The organism is Pseudoxanthomonas sp. CCNWLW251, assembly GCF_037402255.1.
GTDB lineage: Bacteria > Pseudomonadota > Gammaproteobacteria > Xanthomonadales > Xanthomonadaceae > Pseudoxanthomonas_A.
Genome location: NZ_JBBEGA010000001.1, coordinates 1,294,247 through 1,309,455 on the forward strand (window position 1 = coordinate 1,294,247; position 15,209 = coordinate 1,309,455).

A 15,209-nucleotide genomic window follows, 5' to 3' on the forward strand; every position below is an offset into this window, starting at 1 on the left:
CACACCTCCCCTGATCATTCCTTCTAGCGGCAGGGGAGGCGCCGAATTGAGGGTGCCGTCCGGCGGCAGGCACGCACGATCCGCGCCGCGCACCGGTCAATCGATGCGCGTCGCCTGCGACGACAGTCGGGCGATATCGGCAGGCACCAGGCGCTCCGCATCGCCGAATTCCGGCCAGCCTGCGCGAAGGGACTCCATCACGGCCGGATCCCTCAGGTGCGCTTCCAGCAGCCACGCCGTGATCGCCTGGCAGGGCACCCCCGGTGCCGGGCGGCACAGCAGCGGTCCCGGCGGGATGGGATCGGAGCGCCACAGTTCCACGATGGCCTGCTGCTTCGGCGATGCGTCGTAGACGTCGGCCGCGAGCGCGGCAACGTCCGCCTCGCCTTCAACCACGGCCTGCAGGGCTGCCGCATGCGAACCCGCGTAGCGCAAGGATGCGAACGCCGCCTCCGCCTCCAGTCCCAGCGCGCGAAGATGGTGTACCGGCACGAATCCGCCGGAGGCCGAATCGCGCCCGACCAGGACCAGCCGCAGACGGGCCGCGTCGCGCTCCAGCGCATCGAGTGAAGACACGCCGCGCGCAACCAGCACCGCGCGGTAACGATCCGCCTGCGCCAAGGGCACTTGCGGCACCGGCAGGGTGGTCACGTGCTGATGCCAGCGGCGCGTCTGCAGATAGGCGTGCAGGTTGGGCACCGCGACATCCACCTGACCGTCGCGCAGGGCTTCGACCAATGCCGTCGGCGACGGGAACAGCCTCGCCTGTACCGGATGGCCGCCACGCTTGGCGAGGTAGTCGGCCAAGGGCTGGATCGCCGCGACGCGGTCGCGCTGGGGATACGCATAGGTGGCGACGACCCAAGGTTTCCTCTCTTCGTCCTGCGCCGTAGCGGGCAGGACGAAGCAGGCGAGCAAGAGGACAAGAAGGCAGCGCAGGACCATCGGTGTATCAGAACGCATCCAGCAGCGCCTTGTCGCGCACCGCACCCTTGTCGGCACTGGTCGCCAGCAAGGCATAGGCCTTCAGCGCGGTGGTCACCTTGCGCGTGCGCGGCAGCGCGGGCTTCCATCCACGCGCATCCTGCGCCGCGCGCCGCAACGCCAATTCGTCGTCCGCGACGAGCAGCGCGATCGAGCGCTGCGGAATGTCGATGCGGATGCGGTCGCCGTCGCGCACCAGGCCGATGGTGCCGCCGGCCGCCGCTTCCGGCGACGCATGGCCGATCGACAGGCCGGAGGTGCCACCGGAAAAACGGCCGTCGGTCAGCAACGCGCAGTGCTTGCCCAGTCCTTTCGATTTCAGGTAGCTGGTCGGATACAGCATTTCCTGCATGCCCGGCCCGCCCTTCGGGCCTTCGTAGCGGATCACCACCACGTCGCCCGCCTTCACCTCGTCGCCAAGGATGCCGGCCACCGCTGCGTCCTGGCTCTCGTAGACCCGCGCGTTGCCTTCGAAGACATGGATCGATTCATCCACGCCCGCCGTCTTCACCACGCAGCCATCGCGCGCGATGTTGCCGTAGAGCACGGCCAGCCCGCCTTCCTGCGAGAACGCGTGTTCGACGCTGCGGATGCAGCCCTCCGCCCGGTCGGTGTCGAGCGAAGGCCAGCGTGTGGCCTGGCTGAAAGCCACCTGGGTGGGAATGCCTGCCGGGCCGGCCTTGTAGAACGTCTGCACCGCATCGTCATCGACGGTGGTGATATCCCACTTCGCGATGGCATCGGCGAGCGTCTTCGTATGCACGGTCGGGACGTCGGTATGCAGCAAGCCGCCGCGTGCGAGCTCCCCCAGGATCGCCATGATGCCGCCGGCGCGATGCACGTCCTCGATGTGGTACTTCTGCGTGTTCGGCGCCACCTTGCACAACTGCGGCACGCGTCGCGACAGACGGTCGATGTCGCGCATGTCGAACCGCACCTCCCCTTCCTGTGCCGCAGCCAGCAGGTGCAGGATGGTGTTGGTGGAGCCGCCCATCGCGATGTCCAGCGTCATCGCGTTCTCGAACGCTTCGAAGGTGGCGATGCCGCGCGGCAAAGCGCTGGGGTCTTCCGCACCGTACCAGCGGTGGCAGAGTTCGACCACCACGCGCCCTGCGCGCAGGAACAACTGTTCGCGGTCCGCATGCGTAGCCACCACCGTGCCATTGCCCGGCAACGACAGGCCCAGCGCCTCGGTCAGGCAGTTCATCGAGTTTGCGGTGAACATGCCGGAGCACGAGCCGCAGGTCGGGCAGGCACTGCGCTCGACCGCGTCCACCTGGGCGTCGGACGCGTTCGGATCGGCCGCCATCACCATCGCATCGACGAGGTCCAGCTTGTGGTCGGCCAGCTTCGTCTTGCCGGCTTCCATCGGCCCACCCGATACGAATACGGTGGGGATGTTGAGCCGCAACGCCGCCATCAGCATGCCCGGCGTGATCTTGTCGCAGTTGGAGATGCACACCAGCGCATCGGCGCAATGCGCGTTGACCATGTACTCGACCGAGTCGGCAATGACTTCGCGGCTGGGCAATGAATACAGCATGCCGTCGTGGCCCATCGCGATGCCGTCGTCGACAGCGATGGTGTCGAACTCCTTCGCCACGCCACCGACCCGCTCGATCTCGCGCGCCACCAGCTGGCCGAGGTCCTTGAGGTGCACGTGGCCCGGGACGAACTGGGTGAACGAATTGGCGACGGCAACGATGGGCTTGTGGAAGTCGGCATCCTTCATGCCGGTGGCGCGCCACAGCGCACGGGCACCGGCCATGTTGCGGCCGTGGGTGGAGGTCTTGGAGCGGTACTCGGGCATGAAAACCAGCAGTGCGGCGATGACGTGGGAAGCCTTGATTCTGCTGCGTTTCCACGGTTTCAGTTGCAACCATATCGATTGAAATCATCCGATCGTCGCAAAGGCGGGAAAACTGCTTGACACGCTTCGGAGCGGCATGTTTCCCTTGCCGCATGTTGCAACGCCACACGCCCACGATGACCGACCCGACCGCACGCGCTGCGGCCTCCTTCCTCGTACTCGTCCTTATTACCTCGCCCACAACTGCGGGACGGACCGGCGCGTAAGCAACAAACAACGCCAGATTCGCAAAACCCCGCACTGAGAAGTGCGGGGTTTTTTGTTTAAGAGCCTTTCCCTTCACCTCAACCTCCAGGAATCCAGCTCCATGACCACCGCCAACGCTCTCCCGCACCCCAAGATCGCCGTCGTCGGCTACGGCAGTCAGGGCCGCGCACACGCGCTGAACCTGCGCGACTCCGGCTTCGACGTCGTCGTCGGCCTGCGCCCGGGCGGCCCGACCGAAGCGAAGGCGGAGGCCGATGGCTTCGTGGTGAAGGCGCCGGCCGACGCGGTGAAGGACGCCGACCTGGTCGCCGTGCTGACCCCGGACATGGTGCAGAAGAAGCTCTACGCCGACGTGCTCGCGCCGAACATGAAGCAAGGCGCCGTGCTGCTGTTCGCGCACGGCCTGAATGTCCACTTCGGCATGATCGAGCCGCGCGCCGACCTGGACGTGGTACTGGTCGCGCCGAAGGGCCCGGGTGCGCTGGTGCGCCGCGAGTACGAAATCGGCCGTGGCGTGCCGTGCATCTACGCCGTCCACCAGGACAAGAGCGGCAAGGCCGAGCAGTTCGCGCTGGCGTACGCCGGTGGCCTGGGCGGCGCACGCGCCAACATCATCAAGACCACCTTCAAGGAAGAGACCGAGACCGACCTGTTCGGCGAGCAGGCCGTGCTGTGCGGTGGCGCCTCCTCGCTGGTGCAGGCCGGCTTCGAGACGCTGGTGGAAGCCGGCTACCAGCCGGAAATCGCCTACTACGAAGTGCTGCACGAACTGAAGCTGATCGTCGACCTGTTCTACGAAGGCGGCATCACCCGCATGCTGGAATTCATCTCCGAGACCGCGCAGTACGGCGACTTCGTCAGCGGCCCGCGCGTCATCGACGCCTCGGTCAAGGCGCGCATGAAGGACGTGCTGACCGACATCCAGAACGGCACCTTCACCCGCAACTGGCAGGCCGAGTACGACGCGGGCCTGCCGAACTACAAGAAGTTCCAGCAGGCGGACAAGGACCACCCGATCGAGAAGGTCGGCAAGGAACTGCGCGCGAAGATGGTGTGGCTGCAGGCCAACGCCGCGCAACCCGATACAGACGAGCAGGCCGCCGCATGAACGCCGCCGCGGCCACTGCCCCACGCAATGGCGCCCGCTGGCTGGCCCACGCCCTGGAAGCCGAGGGCGTGGACACGCTGTTCGGCTATCCCGGCGGCACCATCATGCCGTTCTACGACGCGCTGGTGGATTCCAGGCTCAAGCACATCCTGGTGCGTCACGAACAGGGCGCGGCGCTGGCCGCGAACGGGTATGCCCGTGCCAGCGGCAAGGTCGGCGTGTGCGTGGCCACCTCCGGCCCCGGTGCATCCAACCTGGTCACCGGCATCGCCGATGCGATGCTGGATTCGGTACCAATGGTGTGCCTGACCGGCCAGGTCGCCACCACGCTGATGGGCACCGATGCGTTCCAGGAACTGGACGTGTTCGGACTGACGCTGCCGATCGTGAAGCACAGCTTCATCGCCCGGCGCGTGGACGACCTGCCGGAGATGGTGCGCGAAGCCTTCCGCATCGCGCGCGAAGGGCGTCCGGGTCCGGTCCTGATCGACCTGCCCAAGGACGTGCAGATGTCCGATGCCTCGCACCTGCCCGACCATGTGCCGGCCAGCGTCGATCCACTGCCGGCTCCCGAGGACGCGAAGCTGGCCGAGGCCCTGGCCGCGATCGCCAGCGCTGAAAAGCCGGTCATCTACGGCGGTGGCGGCATCGGCATTGCCGATGCGGCGGACGTATTCCGCCAGTTCGTCGATGCGACGAAGATCCCCACCGTGCTGACCCTGCGCGGCCTGGGCGCCCTGCCCGCCAGCCATCCGCATTACCTGGGCATGCTGGGCATGCACGGCACGCGCGCCGCCAACATGGCGGTGCAGGAGTGCGACCTGCTGATCGTGGTCGGCGCGCGCTTCGACGACCGCGCCACCGGCAAGCTGGCCGAGTTCGCGCCGTTCGCCCGCGTGCTGCACGTTGACGCCGACGAGTACGAGATCGGCAAGCTGCGCACGGCCGACATCGCCGTTCCCGGCGACGTGGCTACCAGCCTGAAGACGCTGACGGCGGCACGCAGCACCTGCGACGAATGGCGCAAGCGCTGCGCGGGCAACCGCGAGCGTTTCGGCTTCCGCTACGACGCGCCGGGCACCGACATCTATGCGCCCGGCCTGTTGAAGCGGCTGAGCGAAGTGGCGCCGGCGGACGCGATCATCGCGTGCGACGTGGGCCAGCACCAGATGTGGGTGGCGCAGCATTGCGGGTTCACCCATCCGCGCAACCACCTGACCAGCGGCGCACTGGGCACGATGGGCTTCGGCCTGCCGGCGGCGATGGGCGCGCAGTTCGCCTGTCCCGACCGCACCGTGATCCTGGTCAACGGCGACGGCGGCTTCATGATGAACGTGCAGGAGCTGGCGACCATCGCCCGCTGCAAGCTGCCGGTGAAGATCGTGCTGATCGACAACAGTGCATTGGGCATGGTGCGGCAATGGCAGGAGCTGTTCTTCGCCGAGCGCTACAGCGAGATCGACCTGTCCGACAACCCGGATTTCGCCGCCCTGGCGCGCGTGTTCGGCATCCCGGCACGCCACATCAGCCTGCGCGACGAAGTCGAGGACGGCCTGGCCGACCTGCTGGCCCAGCCCGGACCCGCGTTGCTGCACGTCACCATCGACATCAAGGCCAATGTCTGGCCGCTGGTGCCGCCGAACCACGCCAACAGCTCGATGCTGGATGCCAATCCCGCCAAACAATCCGCCGAGCCTGCCGTCACGGCCGACGGCCCGGAGAAGAAGAATGCGTTACCGGCTTGAACTCAAGCTCAAACCTGCCGAGGGCGCCTTGCTGCGCGTCCTGGGCATGATCGAGCGCCGTGGTTTTCCGCCTCATGCGGTACACGCCACCCACGACGGCGAAGGCTATTGGGCACTGGCGCTGGTGATCGACAGTACCCGCGCGCCGGAAACCCTGCGCCAGCAACTGCTGAAGATCTACGATGTCGAGGAACTGTCCTTCAGTGCCGTGCAGGAACTGAGCAGGGACCGTCGCCACCAGGACCGCGCCGCATGAATGCCACGCCCGCCAACGCGGACGTCGTGGTCCGGAGGCGTCTTCTTCGACATCAGCCGTTCGCGTGCCGCGATGCCTGATGCCGGCCGCGCCTCCGCCAGCAACGAACCGGACGTAGGCGACGTCGTCGTCACCGTGGCCGACGTGCTGGCGGCGCAGGCGCGACTGCGACGGTACCTGCCGCCCACGCCGCTGCATCACGCCGAGCGCTTTGGCGTGATGCTGAAGCTGGAAAACCTGCAGCGCACCGGTTCCTACAAGGTGCGTGGCGCGTTGAATGCGCTGCTGGCCGCGCGCGAACGTGGCGACCACCGCCCGGTGATCGCCGCCTCCGCCGGCAACCATGCGCAAGGCTTGGCGTGGGCCGCGTACCGGCTGGGCGTGCAGGCCATCACGGTGATGCCGCACGGCGCACCGGCGACCAAGATCGCCGGCGTCGCCCACTGGGGCGCCACCGTGCGCCAGCACGGCAACAGCTACGACGAGGCCTTCGCCTTCGCCCGTGACCTGGCCGAGCAGAACGGCTACCGCTTCCTGTCCGCGTTCGACGATCCCGACGTGATCGCGGGCCAGGGCACGGTGGGCATCGAGATCGCACCGTACGCACCGGACGTGGTCATCGTGCCGATCGGGGGCGGTGGGCTGGCCTCAGGCGTCGCGCTCGCGCTGAAGTCGCAGGGCGTCCGCGTGGTCGGTGCCCAGGTCGAAGGCGTGGATTCGATGATCCGCGCCATGAAGGGCGATGTGTCGCCCGTCGATCCCGTCGCGTCGCTGGCCGACGGCGTGCGCGTGAAGGTGCCGGGCTTCATCACCCGCCGCCTGTGCACGCAGCTGCTGGATGACGTGGTCATCGTGCGCGAAGCCGAGCTGCGCGAAACGCTGGTGCGGTTGGCGCTGGAAGAGAACCTGATCGCCGAGGGCGCTGGCGCGCTGGCGCTGGCCGCGGGCCGACGCGTAGCGGGCAGGCGCAAGTGCGCTGTCGTGTCCGGCGGCAACATCGACGCCACCGTGCTGGCCCAGTTATTGTCCGACGTGCGCCCACGGCCGCCGCGCAAGCCGCGCCGCCGCACCGTGGAGGGCGAGCCTGCGCTTGCCGAAGGCCGCGCCACCGCGCGCGCGGCCACCCCGAAATCCCCCGCCAAAACCGGCGTGCGCCGCATTCCGGCCGCCGCCCTGGAAACAGAAGTACACGAGGAAACCATCTGGTGAATACGCCAATCACGTCCCCCTCCGCGCAGATCCGCATTTTCGACACCACGCTGCGTGACGGCGAACAGTCGCCCGGGTGCAGCATGACGCCGCAGCAGAAGGTGGTGATGGCCCGCGGCCTCGCCGATCTGGGCGTGGATGCCATCGAAACCGGCTTCCCCGCCAGTTCCCAGTCCGACCGCGAAGCGCATGCACTGATCGCGCGTGAACTGCGCGAGACCACGCTGGTGGTGCTGTCGCGCTGCCTGCCCGCCGACATCGAAACCTCGCTGCGCACGCTCTCGGCCTCCGCGAAGCCACGCCTGCACCTGTTCCTGTCCACCAGCCCCCTGCATCGCGAACACAAGCTGCGCATGACCCGCGAGCAGGTGCTGGAATCGATCCGCAAGCACGTCAGCCTCGCCCGCGGCCATGTCGACGAGATCGAATTCTCGGCCGAAGACGCCACCCGCACCGAGGAGGATTTCATGCACGAGGCCATCGCCGCCGCCATCGCCGCCGGCGCCACCACCATCAATCTGCCCGATACGGTGGGCTTCACCACGCCGGAAGAGATCCGCGGCATGTTCGAGCGCGCGATCGCCAACGTACCCGGCGCCGACAGGGTGATCTTCAGTACCCACTGCCACAACGACCTCGGCCTGGCCGTGGCCAACTCGCTGGCCGCCATCGAGGGCGGCGCGCGTCAGGTGGAAGGCTCGATCAACGGCATCGGCGAACGCGCGGGCAACTGTGCGATCGAGGAACTGGTGATGGCGCTGAAGGTGCGCAATGCCTTCTACAACCTGGACACGCGCATCGACACGCGGCGCATCGTGCCCACGTCGCAGCTGCTGTCGCGCCTGGTCGGCATGCCGGTCCAGCGCAACAAGGCCATCGTCGGCGCCAACGCGTTCGCGCACGAATCCGGCATCCACCAGCACGGCATGCTGCGCCATCGCGGCACCTACGAGATCATGCAGCCGCAGGACGTGGGCTGGCCGTCGTCGCAGATGGTGCTGGGCCGCCACAGCGGCCGCGCCGCCGTCGAGCAGCGCCTGCGCGCACTGGGCTACTGGCTGGAGGAAGACGAACTGAAGCTGGTATTCGAACAGTTCAAGGCGCTGTGCGAGAAGCAGCGTGTGGTCGGCGATGCCGACCTGCAGGCGCTGATGCAGGATGCCGCAGTCAGCGACGGCTACCGGTTGGCCTCGATGACGATCAGCGATGTCGGCAGCCGCGCCAACGCGCTGGTCGAACTGTCGGATCCGGATGGCAACCGCGTATCCGAAACCGCGCAGGGCAACGGACCGGTCGATGCGCTGTTCAGCGCGCTGGCCGCCGCCACCGGTGTGCAGCTGCAGTTGGAGAGCTACCAGGTGCACAGCGTCGGCATCGGTGCCGATGCGCGGGGCGAGGCCAGCCTGTCGGTGCGTTGCAATGGCGAAGAGTACGAGGGTACCGGCACCAGCAAGGACATCATCGAAGCCAGCGCGCTGGCCTGGCTGGACGTGGCCAACCGGTTGCTGCGCCAGCGCCGCATCGAGAAGCAGGAAGCAGCGGCCGCCTAGGAACCTCCCACCGTCATTCCGGCGAATGCCGGAATCCAGTGCGCTGTTGGTTCTTGCTCAGCGAGTCGGACAACAGCAACGGCAACATGGATCCCGGCTTCCGCCGGGATGACGACGGAAAACGGGTTGGATCGCCTTGTTCGACACACCATGAAAAGCATGACGGGAACCTCTGCATGACTGCGCCACGCACCCTGTTCGACAAACTGTGGGACGCCCACGTCGTCGTCCCCGAGACCGACGCGGCGCCCGCCGTGCTGTACATCGACCTGCACCTGATCCACGAGGTCACCTCGCCGCAGGCTTTCACCGAGCTCGGGGCGCGCGGCCTGTCGCCGCGCCGCCCGGACCGCACCAAGGCGACGATGGACCACTCCACACCGACCCTGCCCGCTGGCCCGGACGGGAAGCTGCCTTACTACACGCAGGCCGCCGAAACGCAGGTGGATACGCTGGCACGCAACTGCGCGCAGCACGGCATCGAGCTGTTCGACATGGCGTCGCCGAACCGCGGCATCGTCCACGTCATCGCGCCCGAGCAGGGCTTCACCCTGCCCGGCATGACCATCGTATGCGGCGACAGCCACACCAGCACGCATGGTGCGTTCGGCGCGCTGGCCTTCGGCATCGGCACCAGTGAAGTGGGCCATGTGCTGGCCACGCAGTGCCTGCTGCAGCGCAAGCCGAAGACGATGGCGATCACCGTGGACGGTGCGCTGGCACCGGGCGTGGGCGCCAAGGACATCGTGCTGCACGTGATCGGCGTGATCGGCGTCAATGGCGGCACCGGCCATGTGATCGAGTTCCGCGGCAGCGCGATCGAGGCACTGGACATGGAACAGCGCATGACCCTGTGCAACATGTCGATCGAAGCCGGCGCGCGCGCGGGCATGGTGGCCCCCGACCAGACCACGTTCGACTGGGTGGCACGCACGCCGCGCGGGCCGAAGGGCGAAGCCTTCGATGCGGCGGTCGCCTACTGGAAGACGTTGCGCAGCGAGGACGGCGCCGCATTCGATGCCGAGGTACGCATCGAGGCCGCCGACATCCGCCCGACCCTGACCTGGGGCACGCACCCCGGCACCGCGATCGCGGTGGACGCACCGATTCCCGCGCCCGCCGATGCGGCCGCGCAGAAGGGGCTGGACTACATGCACCTGAGCGCCGGCCAGCGTCTGGAAGGCACGCCGGTGGACGTGGTGTTCGTCGGTTCGTGCACGAACGGCCGCCTGCGCGACATGCGCGAAGTGGCGCAGGTGCTGCGCGGCCGCCAGGTCGCCGCGGGCGTGCGCATGCTGGTCGTGCCGGGTTCGGAGATCGTCAAGCGCGAAGCCGAGGCCGAGGGCATCGATGCCATCGTGCGTGCTGCCGGTGCCGAATGGCGGGAGCCCGGCTGCTCGATGTGCATCGCGATGAATGGCGACCTGGTGGCGCCGGGCCAGTTGGCCGTCAGCACGAGCAACCGCAATTTCGAAGGCCGCCAGGGGCCCGGCGCGCGCACGCTGCTGGCGTCGCCGTTGACAGCCGCATGGGCGGCGGTGAACGGACGTGTCAGCGATCCGCGCGACCTGTTCGCCGCACACAAGGAGGTGGCGTGATGCCCGGCTTCCGCGAACTGCGCTCCAAGAGCGTGGTGTTGGCGCAGACCAACATCGATACCGACCAGATCATCCCGGCACGCTTCCTGTCCACGACCGAACGTGCCGGCCTGGGCAAGAACGCCTTCAACGACTGGCGCTGGCAGGCCGATGGTTCGCCGAACCCGGCGTTCCCGTTCAACCAGGTGGAGAACGCCGGCAGGCAGATCCTGCTGGCCGGGCGCAATTTCGGCTGCGGCTCCTCGCGCGAGCATGCGCCGTGGGCCCTCACCGATCTCGGCCTGCGCGCCATCGTCAGCAGCGAGATCGCCGACATCTTCCGCAACAACAGCCTGAAGAACGGCCTGGTGCCGGTGGTGCTGCCGGAGGAGATCGTGCAGTCGCTGATGCAGCGGCCGGACGATGAGCTGGTCGTCGACATCGCGAGCCGGGAACTGCGCACGCCCGACGGCTCCGTCTTCGCGTTCCCGCTGGATGCCTTCGCGCAGACCTGCCTGCTGGAAGGCGTGGACGAACTGGGCTACCTGCTGGCCCGCCACAACGACATCGAACATTACGAGGCCACCCGCCATGCACGCTGATATCGCCCTCCTGCCCGGTGACGGGATCGGTCCCGAGGTCACCGCTGCCGCCCTCACCGTGCTGCGCTCACTGGCGCGGCGCCATGGCCATACCTTCGACTTCCACGAATACGACATCGGGGGCATCGCCATCGACCGTCACGGCGAGCCGCTGCCGCAGGCCACGCTGCAGGGCTGCCAGCAGGCCGACGCCGTCCTGCTTGGCGCGGTCGGCGGCCCGAAGTGGTCGGACCCCAATGCGAAGGTCCGCCCCGAGCAGGGCCTGCTGGCGTTGCGCAAGGGCCTGGGCCTGTTCGCCAACCTGCGCCCGGTGCGTCCGCACCCGGCTGCATTGAATGCATCGCCGATCAAGCCGCACCTGCTCACCGGCGTGGACATCGTGGTGGTGCGCGAGCTGACCGGCGGCATCTACTTCGGCGAGAAGACCCGCGATGCACGCGGCGCCAGCGACCTGTGCAGCTACAGCGTCACCGAGATCGAGCGCGTGGTACGCAGCGCCTTCAGGCTGGCGCGCCAGCGCCGCAGCTACCTGGTGTCGGTGGACAAGGCCAATGTGCTGGAGACCTCGCGCCTGTGGCGCGACGTGGCCACGCGGATCGGCCGGGAGGAATTCCCGGACGTGAAGCTGGAGCACCAGCTGGTCGACTCGATGGCGATGCACCTGCTGGCCAAACCGCGCGAGTACGACGTGATCGTCACCGAGAACATGTTCGGCGACATCCTCACCGACGAGGCCTCGATGCTGGCGGGTTCACTGGGCCTGCTGCCGTCCGCCTCGCTGGGCGATGGCAAGATCGGCCTGTACGAACCGATCCACGGCTCCGCGCCCGACATCGCAGGCAAGGGCATCGCCAATCCCTACGCGACCATCCTGAGCTGTGCGCTGCTGTTGCGTCACTCGCTGGGCCTGCACGAAGAGGCCGACTGCATCGAGCGGGCCGTGGATGGCGCGCTCAACGCACAGGTCTTCACCAACGACCTGGCCACCGGCGGTCGCGGCGTGTCCACGCAGGTCGCGGCGCAGGCGGTCATCGAGCAGATGCAGGCGCATTGCTACGTGGCGGAACTGCGCGACTGAGCAATCGGATGCGCCGCGCCTGTCAGTTCGACACCAGCCGGTCGCGCCCCCGCTCCTTGGCACGATAGAGGCGTTCGTCGGCCACGCGCAGCAGATCGCGCAGGTCCTGGCCCGGCTGCAGTTCGGCCATGCCGATGCTGACCGTGCAGCGCAGCGCGCTGCCGTCCGGCGCCTCGATGCTGGCCTGCGCGATGCCCTCGCGCAGCGCCTCCAGCCGCGCGCGCGCAACGGTCCACGGCAGTTGCTGGCACACCAGGAATTCCTCGCCGCCGTAGCGCGCGATCAGCACGCCTTCCTGATCGCCTGCCAGCTGCCCGGCCAGCGCCGCCACCTGCGACAGCACGTCGTCACCGAACGCATGCCCATAGCGGTCGTTGACCGACTTGAAGTGATCGATGTCCATCAAGGCGACGCAGAGCGGACGGCCTTCGCGACGGCTGGCCTCCAGCGCATCGGCCAGGAACGCATCCCCCGCGCGCCGATTGGCCAGACGGGTCAGGGGATCATGCCCGGCCTGGTAGGCCAGTTGTTCCAGCAGGTGGGCATGGGCCTGGCTGGCCCGCTCGAGCTGCGCGTTCTTGTCGCTCAGCTCCGAGGTGCGTGCGTCCACCAGCGCTTCAAGCCTGCGCTGCCGGCGCCGCTGGCGCCGCATCGCTATCAGCAGGATGCCCCAGCCGGCCAGCGCCAGCAGCAGCGCGTAAGCCGCCATCGCCCATGCGCGCTGCCACCACGGCGCCGCCTTGTCGAACGCCACCGCCTGCGTCACCACGGCGTCCTGCTTGCTCCAATCCGCGGGCGCATTCATCACCTGGACCTCGAAGCGCAGCTGTCCGGAGGGCAGGTTGGTGTACACGGCGGCGTGGGCGATGCCGTCGTCGGTCTCGATCCAGTCGCGATCGAAGCCCACCATGCGGTAGCGATAACGCAGGCGCTCGGGTGCGCGCTGGTTGATGCCGGTGAAACGGATCACCACCCGTCGCGTGTCTGCGGCCAGATCATGGCTCGCCTGCATGGGCAACACGCGGCCGTCGGCTTCCACGGCTTCCATCACCAGTGTGACGCCCTGGGCGCGCTGGCGCCTTGCGTCGTCGGGATCGATCACGCCAATGCCGTTTGCCGTCGCGAACCACAGCTTGCCGTCGCGCATGCGCCATCCCGCCGGTGCGCTCGCGCCGTTGGCCTGGCTGCTGGGCAGACCATCGGCGTGGGTGAATGCCTCCACCGGCAAGCGGGCCAGGTGATGGTTTTCCACCGCCGTCAGCGCCGGTCGGGAGATACGGAACACGCCCCGGTTGCTCGATGCCCAGAAATCGCCGTTGTCGTCTTCCAGCAACCGGAAGAGACGGTTGTTGGGCAGGCCCTGGCGATGATCGAACTGCACGAACCGCCCGTCCCGCCAGTGCAGCAGGCCGCGATCGGTCGCGATCCACAGGCTGCCATCGGGATCGGCCAGGAAGTCGAACGCGGCCACGGCGGGGAAACCGGAGCCCGGCGTCCATGTCCGCAGCGACCCATCACGGCGCATCATCGCCATGCCGTTGCTGGTGCCGATCCACATCCCGCCCTCGCCGGTTTCGTACAGGACGTAGACATTTCCTTCGGGCAGGCCGTCGGCGGCACTGTAGTGCCGCACGATGCGCCCCTCCCGGTACACGCTCAGGCCCTCGTTGCTGCCGATCCACAATGAGCCGTCCGCGCGCTCCAGCAGGGCGCGCACATGGTTGGAGGGCAGGCCCCGTGCTTCGTCGATGCGCCAGGGCAGCGTCTGTTTGGTGTCAGCGGTAGCAGGCAGGTGGATCACGCCCTGGTCGTAGGTTCCCACCCAGAGCCCGCCGTCGCGCGCGTTGGCCATCGACAGCACGGAGGGGTCGGGCTTGCCATCGAATGCCAGCGACACCGCGCGGCTGCGACCGTTCTCCCATGCGTCCACGCCCATCGGATGACCGATCCAGACGCCCTGCCCCGGCCGTTCGATGATGGCGCGCACGTAGATGTCGCGCAGGCCGTTGCTGCGTCCAAGTCCGAAGACGGGCCCGTCGGAGATGCGGAACAACCCGTTCGTGGTGCCCACCCACAGCAGGCCGTCGCGATCCTCGAACAGGGCCGGGGCCAGGCGACCCATCAGGCCGTTGCGCTCTCCCAGCGTCTCATGGCGCCCATGCACATACCGGCGCAGGCCATCCAGGGTGGAGATCCACAGATTGCCGTTGCGGTCCTCCAGCATGGCCTCGGCGCGCGCGCCGGTGATCTGCTGCGCGCGACCCCGTTCGATCCGCCATGCGCCCCCGCTTCCTCCCACCAACATGCCGCCCCAGCGCGAAGGCTGGATGGCAAGCACAGAGGTCTCGGGCAGGCCCATCGCGCGTCCCCAGTCGCTGGCCCGGCCCTGGGCGATCCGGAACAGGCCGTGCCGGTTGCCCACCAGCGCCTGCCCGTCGGGCAACGGCAGGATCGCCAGCACGCGCTCGTTGGCCAGGCGCGCGTGTGCGCTGCCGACGTCGTGCAGGCGACCATCGCCGTCGAGGCGGAACAGGGAATGATCGGTACCGATCCACAACACCCCGTCCGGGCCGAACCGCAGCACCGACACGTCCGGCAAGGTGCCGGCACGTCCGGGCAGGCGTTGCCAGCGGCCCTGGTGAAACCGCAGCAAGCCGGGGCCGACACGCCCCAGGCTGAGCACCATGCCGCCCTCGGGATGGGGCGTGATGGCACGCACGCCCTCGATTTCCAGGCCCTGCACGGTGCCCGCGTCGTACTGGGTGAAGCGGCGACCATCAAACCGCGCGGCGCCTTCCCATGTTCCGGTCCACAGGTAGCCCTCGGCATCCTGGCTGAGGGCGTGCACCAGGTTGTGCGACAACCCGTCCTCCATGGTCCAGCGCGCAAGCGTGTACTCCTCCACCTTGCGCGCAGGGTCGAGCGCCCACGCGGGCGCGCCGACGAACAGGGCCAACAGGCAGAGGCCGGGGATCAGCAGGCAGCGCACGGCACCGGGTCCGGAGGTCTTCGACCTGTGCAGT

General features: G+C 68.1%; 11 protein-coding genes. 8 read left to right on the forward strand and 3 right to left on the reverse strand.

Going from position 1 to position 15,209, the window contains the following annotated elements; genetic code table 11:
- Positions 1-96: 96 nt before the first annotated feature.
- Both WBN46_RS06135 and ilvD read right to left on the reverse strand, forming a co-directional pair.
- Positions 97-963 (reverse strand): PhnD/SsuA/transferrin family substrate-binding protein, encoded by an 867-nt coding sequence (locus WBN46_RS06135; protein ID WP_337730730.1) that lies wholly within the window; start codon positions 961-963, stop codon positions 97-99.
- On the reverse strand, positions 953-2,794 hold the full coding sequence (ilvD, locus tag WBN46_RS06140; protein ID WP_337730894.1) for a dihydroxy-acid dehydratase: 1,842 nt from the start codon (positions 2,792-2,794) through the stop codon (positions 953-955). The genes WBN46_RS06135 and ilvD overlap by 11 nt, the downstream gene beginning before the upstream one ends.
- Before the next feature lie 367 nt (positions 2,795-3,161).
- Between ilvD and ilvC the strand changes: the two genes are divergently transcribed.
- The 8 genes from ilvC (at position 3,162) to leuB (ending at position 12,186) form a co-directional block, all read left to right on the forward strand.
- Entirely contained in the window at positions 3,162-4,169 is a 1,008-nt protein-coding gene (ilvC, locus tag WBN46_RS06145) for a ketol-acid reductoisomerase (RefSeq protein WP_337730731.1), read from the forward strand.
- Entirely contained in the window at positions 4,166-5,914 is a 1,749-nt protein-coding gene (gene ilvG, locus WBN46_RS06150) for an acetolactate synthase 2 catalytic subunit (RefSeq protein WP_337730732.1), read from the forward strand. The genes ilvC and ilvG overlap by 4 nt, the downstream gene beginning before the upstream one ends.
- The gene (locus tag WBN46_RS06155; protein WP_056879290.1) at positions 5,898-6,170 is read left to right on the forward strand and encodes an ACT domain-containing protein; all 273 of its coding nucleotides are present in this window, start codon (positions 5,898-5,900) and stop codon (positions 6,168-6,170) included. Before ilvG ends, WBN46_RS06155 begins: the two co-directional genes overlap by 17 nt.
- 72 nt (positions 6,171-6,242) lie before the next feature.
- On the forward strand, positions 6,243-7,379 hold the full coding sequence (locus tag WBN46_RS06160) for a threonine dehydratase (protein WP_192200070.1): 1,137 nt from the start codon (positions 6,243-6,245) through the stop codon (positions 7,377-7,379).
- On the forward strand, positions 7,376-8,929 hold the full coding sequence (locus WBN46_RS06165) for a 2-isopropylmalate synthase (RefSeq protein WP_337730733.1): 1,554 nt from the start codon (positions 7,376-7,378) through the stop codon (positions 8,927-8,929). The genes WBN46_RS06160 and WBN46_RS06165 overlap by 4 nt, the downstream gene beginning before the upstream one ends.
- A gap of 176 nt (positions 8,930-9,105) precedes the next feature.
- Positions 9,106-10,527, forward strand: coding sequence for a 3-isopropylmalate dehydratase large subunit (gene leuC, locus WBN46_RS06170; protein WP_337730734.1), 1,422 nt, complete (start codon positions 9,106-9,108; stop codon positions 10,525-10,527).
- Positions 10,527-11,108, forward strand: a complete 582-nt coding sequence (leuD, locus tag WBN46_RS06175; RefSeq protein ID WP_337730735.1) for a 3-isopropylmalate dehydratase small subunit — start codon at positions 10,527-10,529, stop codon at positions 11,106-11,108. The genes leuC and leuD overlap by 1 nt, the downstream gene beginning before the upstream one ends.
- A complete protein-coding gene (gene leuB / locus WBN46_RS06180) occupies positions 11,098-12,186 on the forward strand; it encodes a 3-isopropylmalate dehydrogenase (protein WP_337730736.1) in 1,089 nt (362 codons plus the stop codon). The genes leuD and leuB overlap by 11 nt, the downstream gene beginning before the upstream one ends.
- Before the next feature lie 22 nt (positions 12,187-12,208).
- Here leuB and WBN46_RS06185 read toward each other — a convergent pair whose 3' ends face one another.
- Positions 12,209-15,175 carry a two-component regulator propeller domain-containing protein gene (locus WBN46_RS06185; RefSeq protein ID WP_337730737.1) on the reverse strand — a complete coding sequence of 989 codons (2,967 nt, stop codon included), beginning with the start codon at positions 15,173-15,175 and terminating at the stop codon, positions 12,209-12,211.
- Between the last annotated feature and the right edge of the window lie 34 nt (positions 15,176-15,209).

Excerpts from the sequence above, each read along its gene's own strand:
- WBN46_RS06135 (WP_337730730.1), bottom strand. The coding sequence starts at position 963 with ATGCGTTCTGATACACCGATGGTCCTGCGCTGCCTTCTTGTCCTCTTG.
- ilvD (WP_337730894.1), bottom strand. The coding sequence starts at position 2,794 with ATGCCCGAGTACCGCTCCAAGACCTCCACCCACGGCCGCAACATGGCC.
- ilvC (WP_337730731.1), top strand. The coding sequence starts at position 3,162 with ATGACCACCGCCAACGCTCTCCCGCACCCCAAGATCGCCGTCGTCGGC.
- ilvG (WP_337730732.1), top strand. The coding sequence starts at position 4,166 with ATGAACGCCGCCGCGGCCACTGCCCCACGCAATGGCGCCCGCTGGCTG.
- WBN46_RS06155 (WP_056879290.1), top strand. The coding sequence starts at position 5,898 with ATGCGTTACCGGCTTGAACTCAAGCTCAAACCTGCCGAGGGCGCCTTG.
- WBN46_RS06160 (WP_192200070.1), top strand. The coding sequence starts at position 6,243 with ATGCCTGATGCCGGCCGCGCCTCCGCCAGCAACGAACCGGACGTAGGC.
- leuC (WP_337730734.1), top strand. The coding sequence starts at position 9,106 with ATGACTGCGCCACGCACCCTGTTCGACAAACTGTGGGACGCCCACGTC.
- leuD (WP_337730735.1), top strand. The coding sequence starts at position 10,527 with ATGCCCGGCTTCCGCGAACTGCGCTCCAAGAGCGTGGTGTTGGCGCAG.
- leuB (WP_337730736.1), top strand. The coding sequence starts at position 11,098 with ATGCACGCTGATATCGCCCTCCTGCCCGGTGACGGGATCGGTCCCGAG.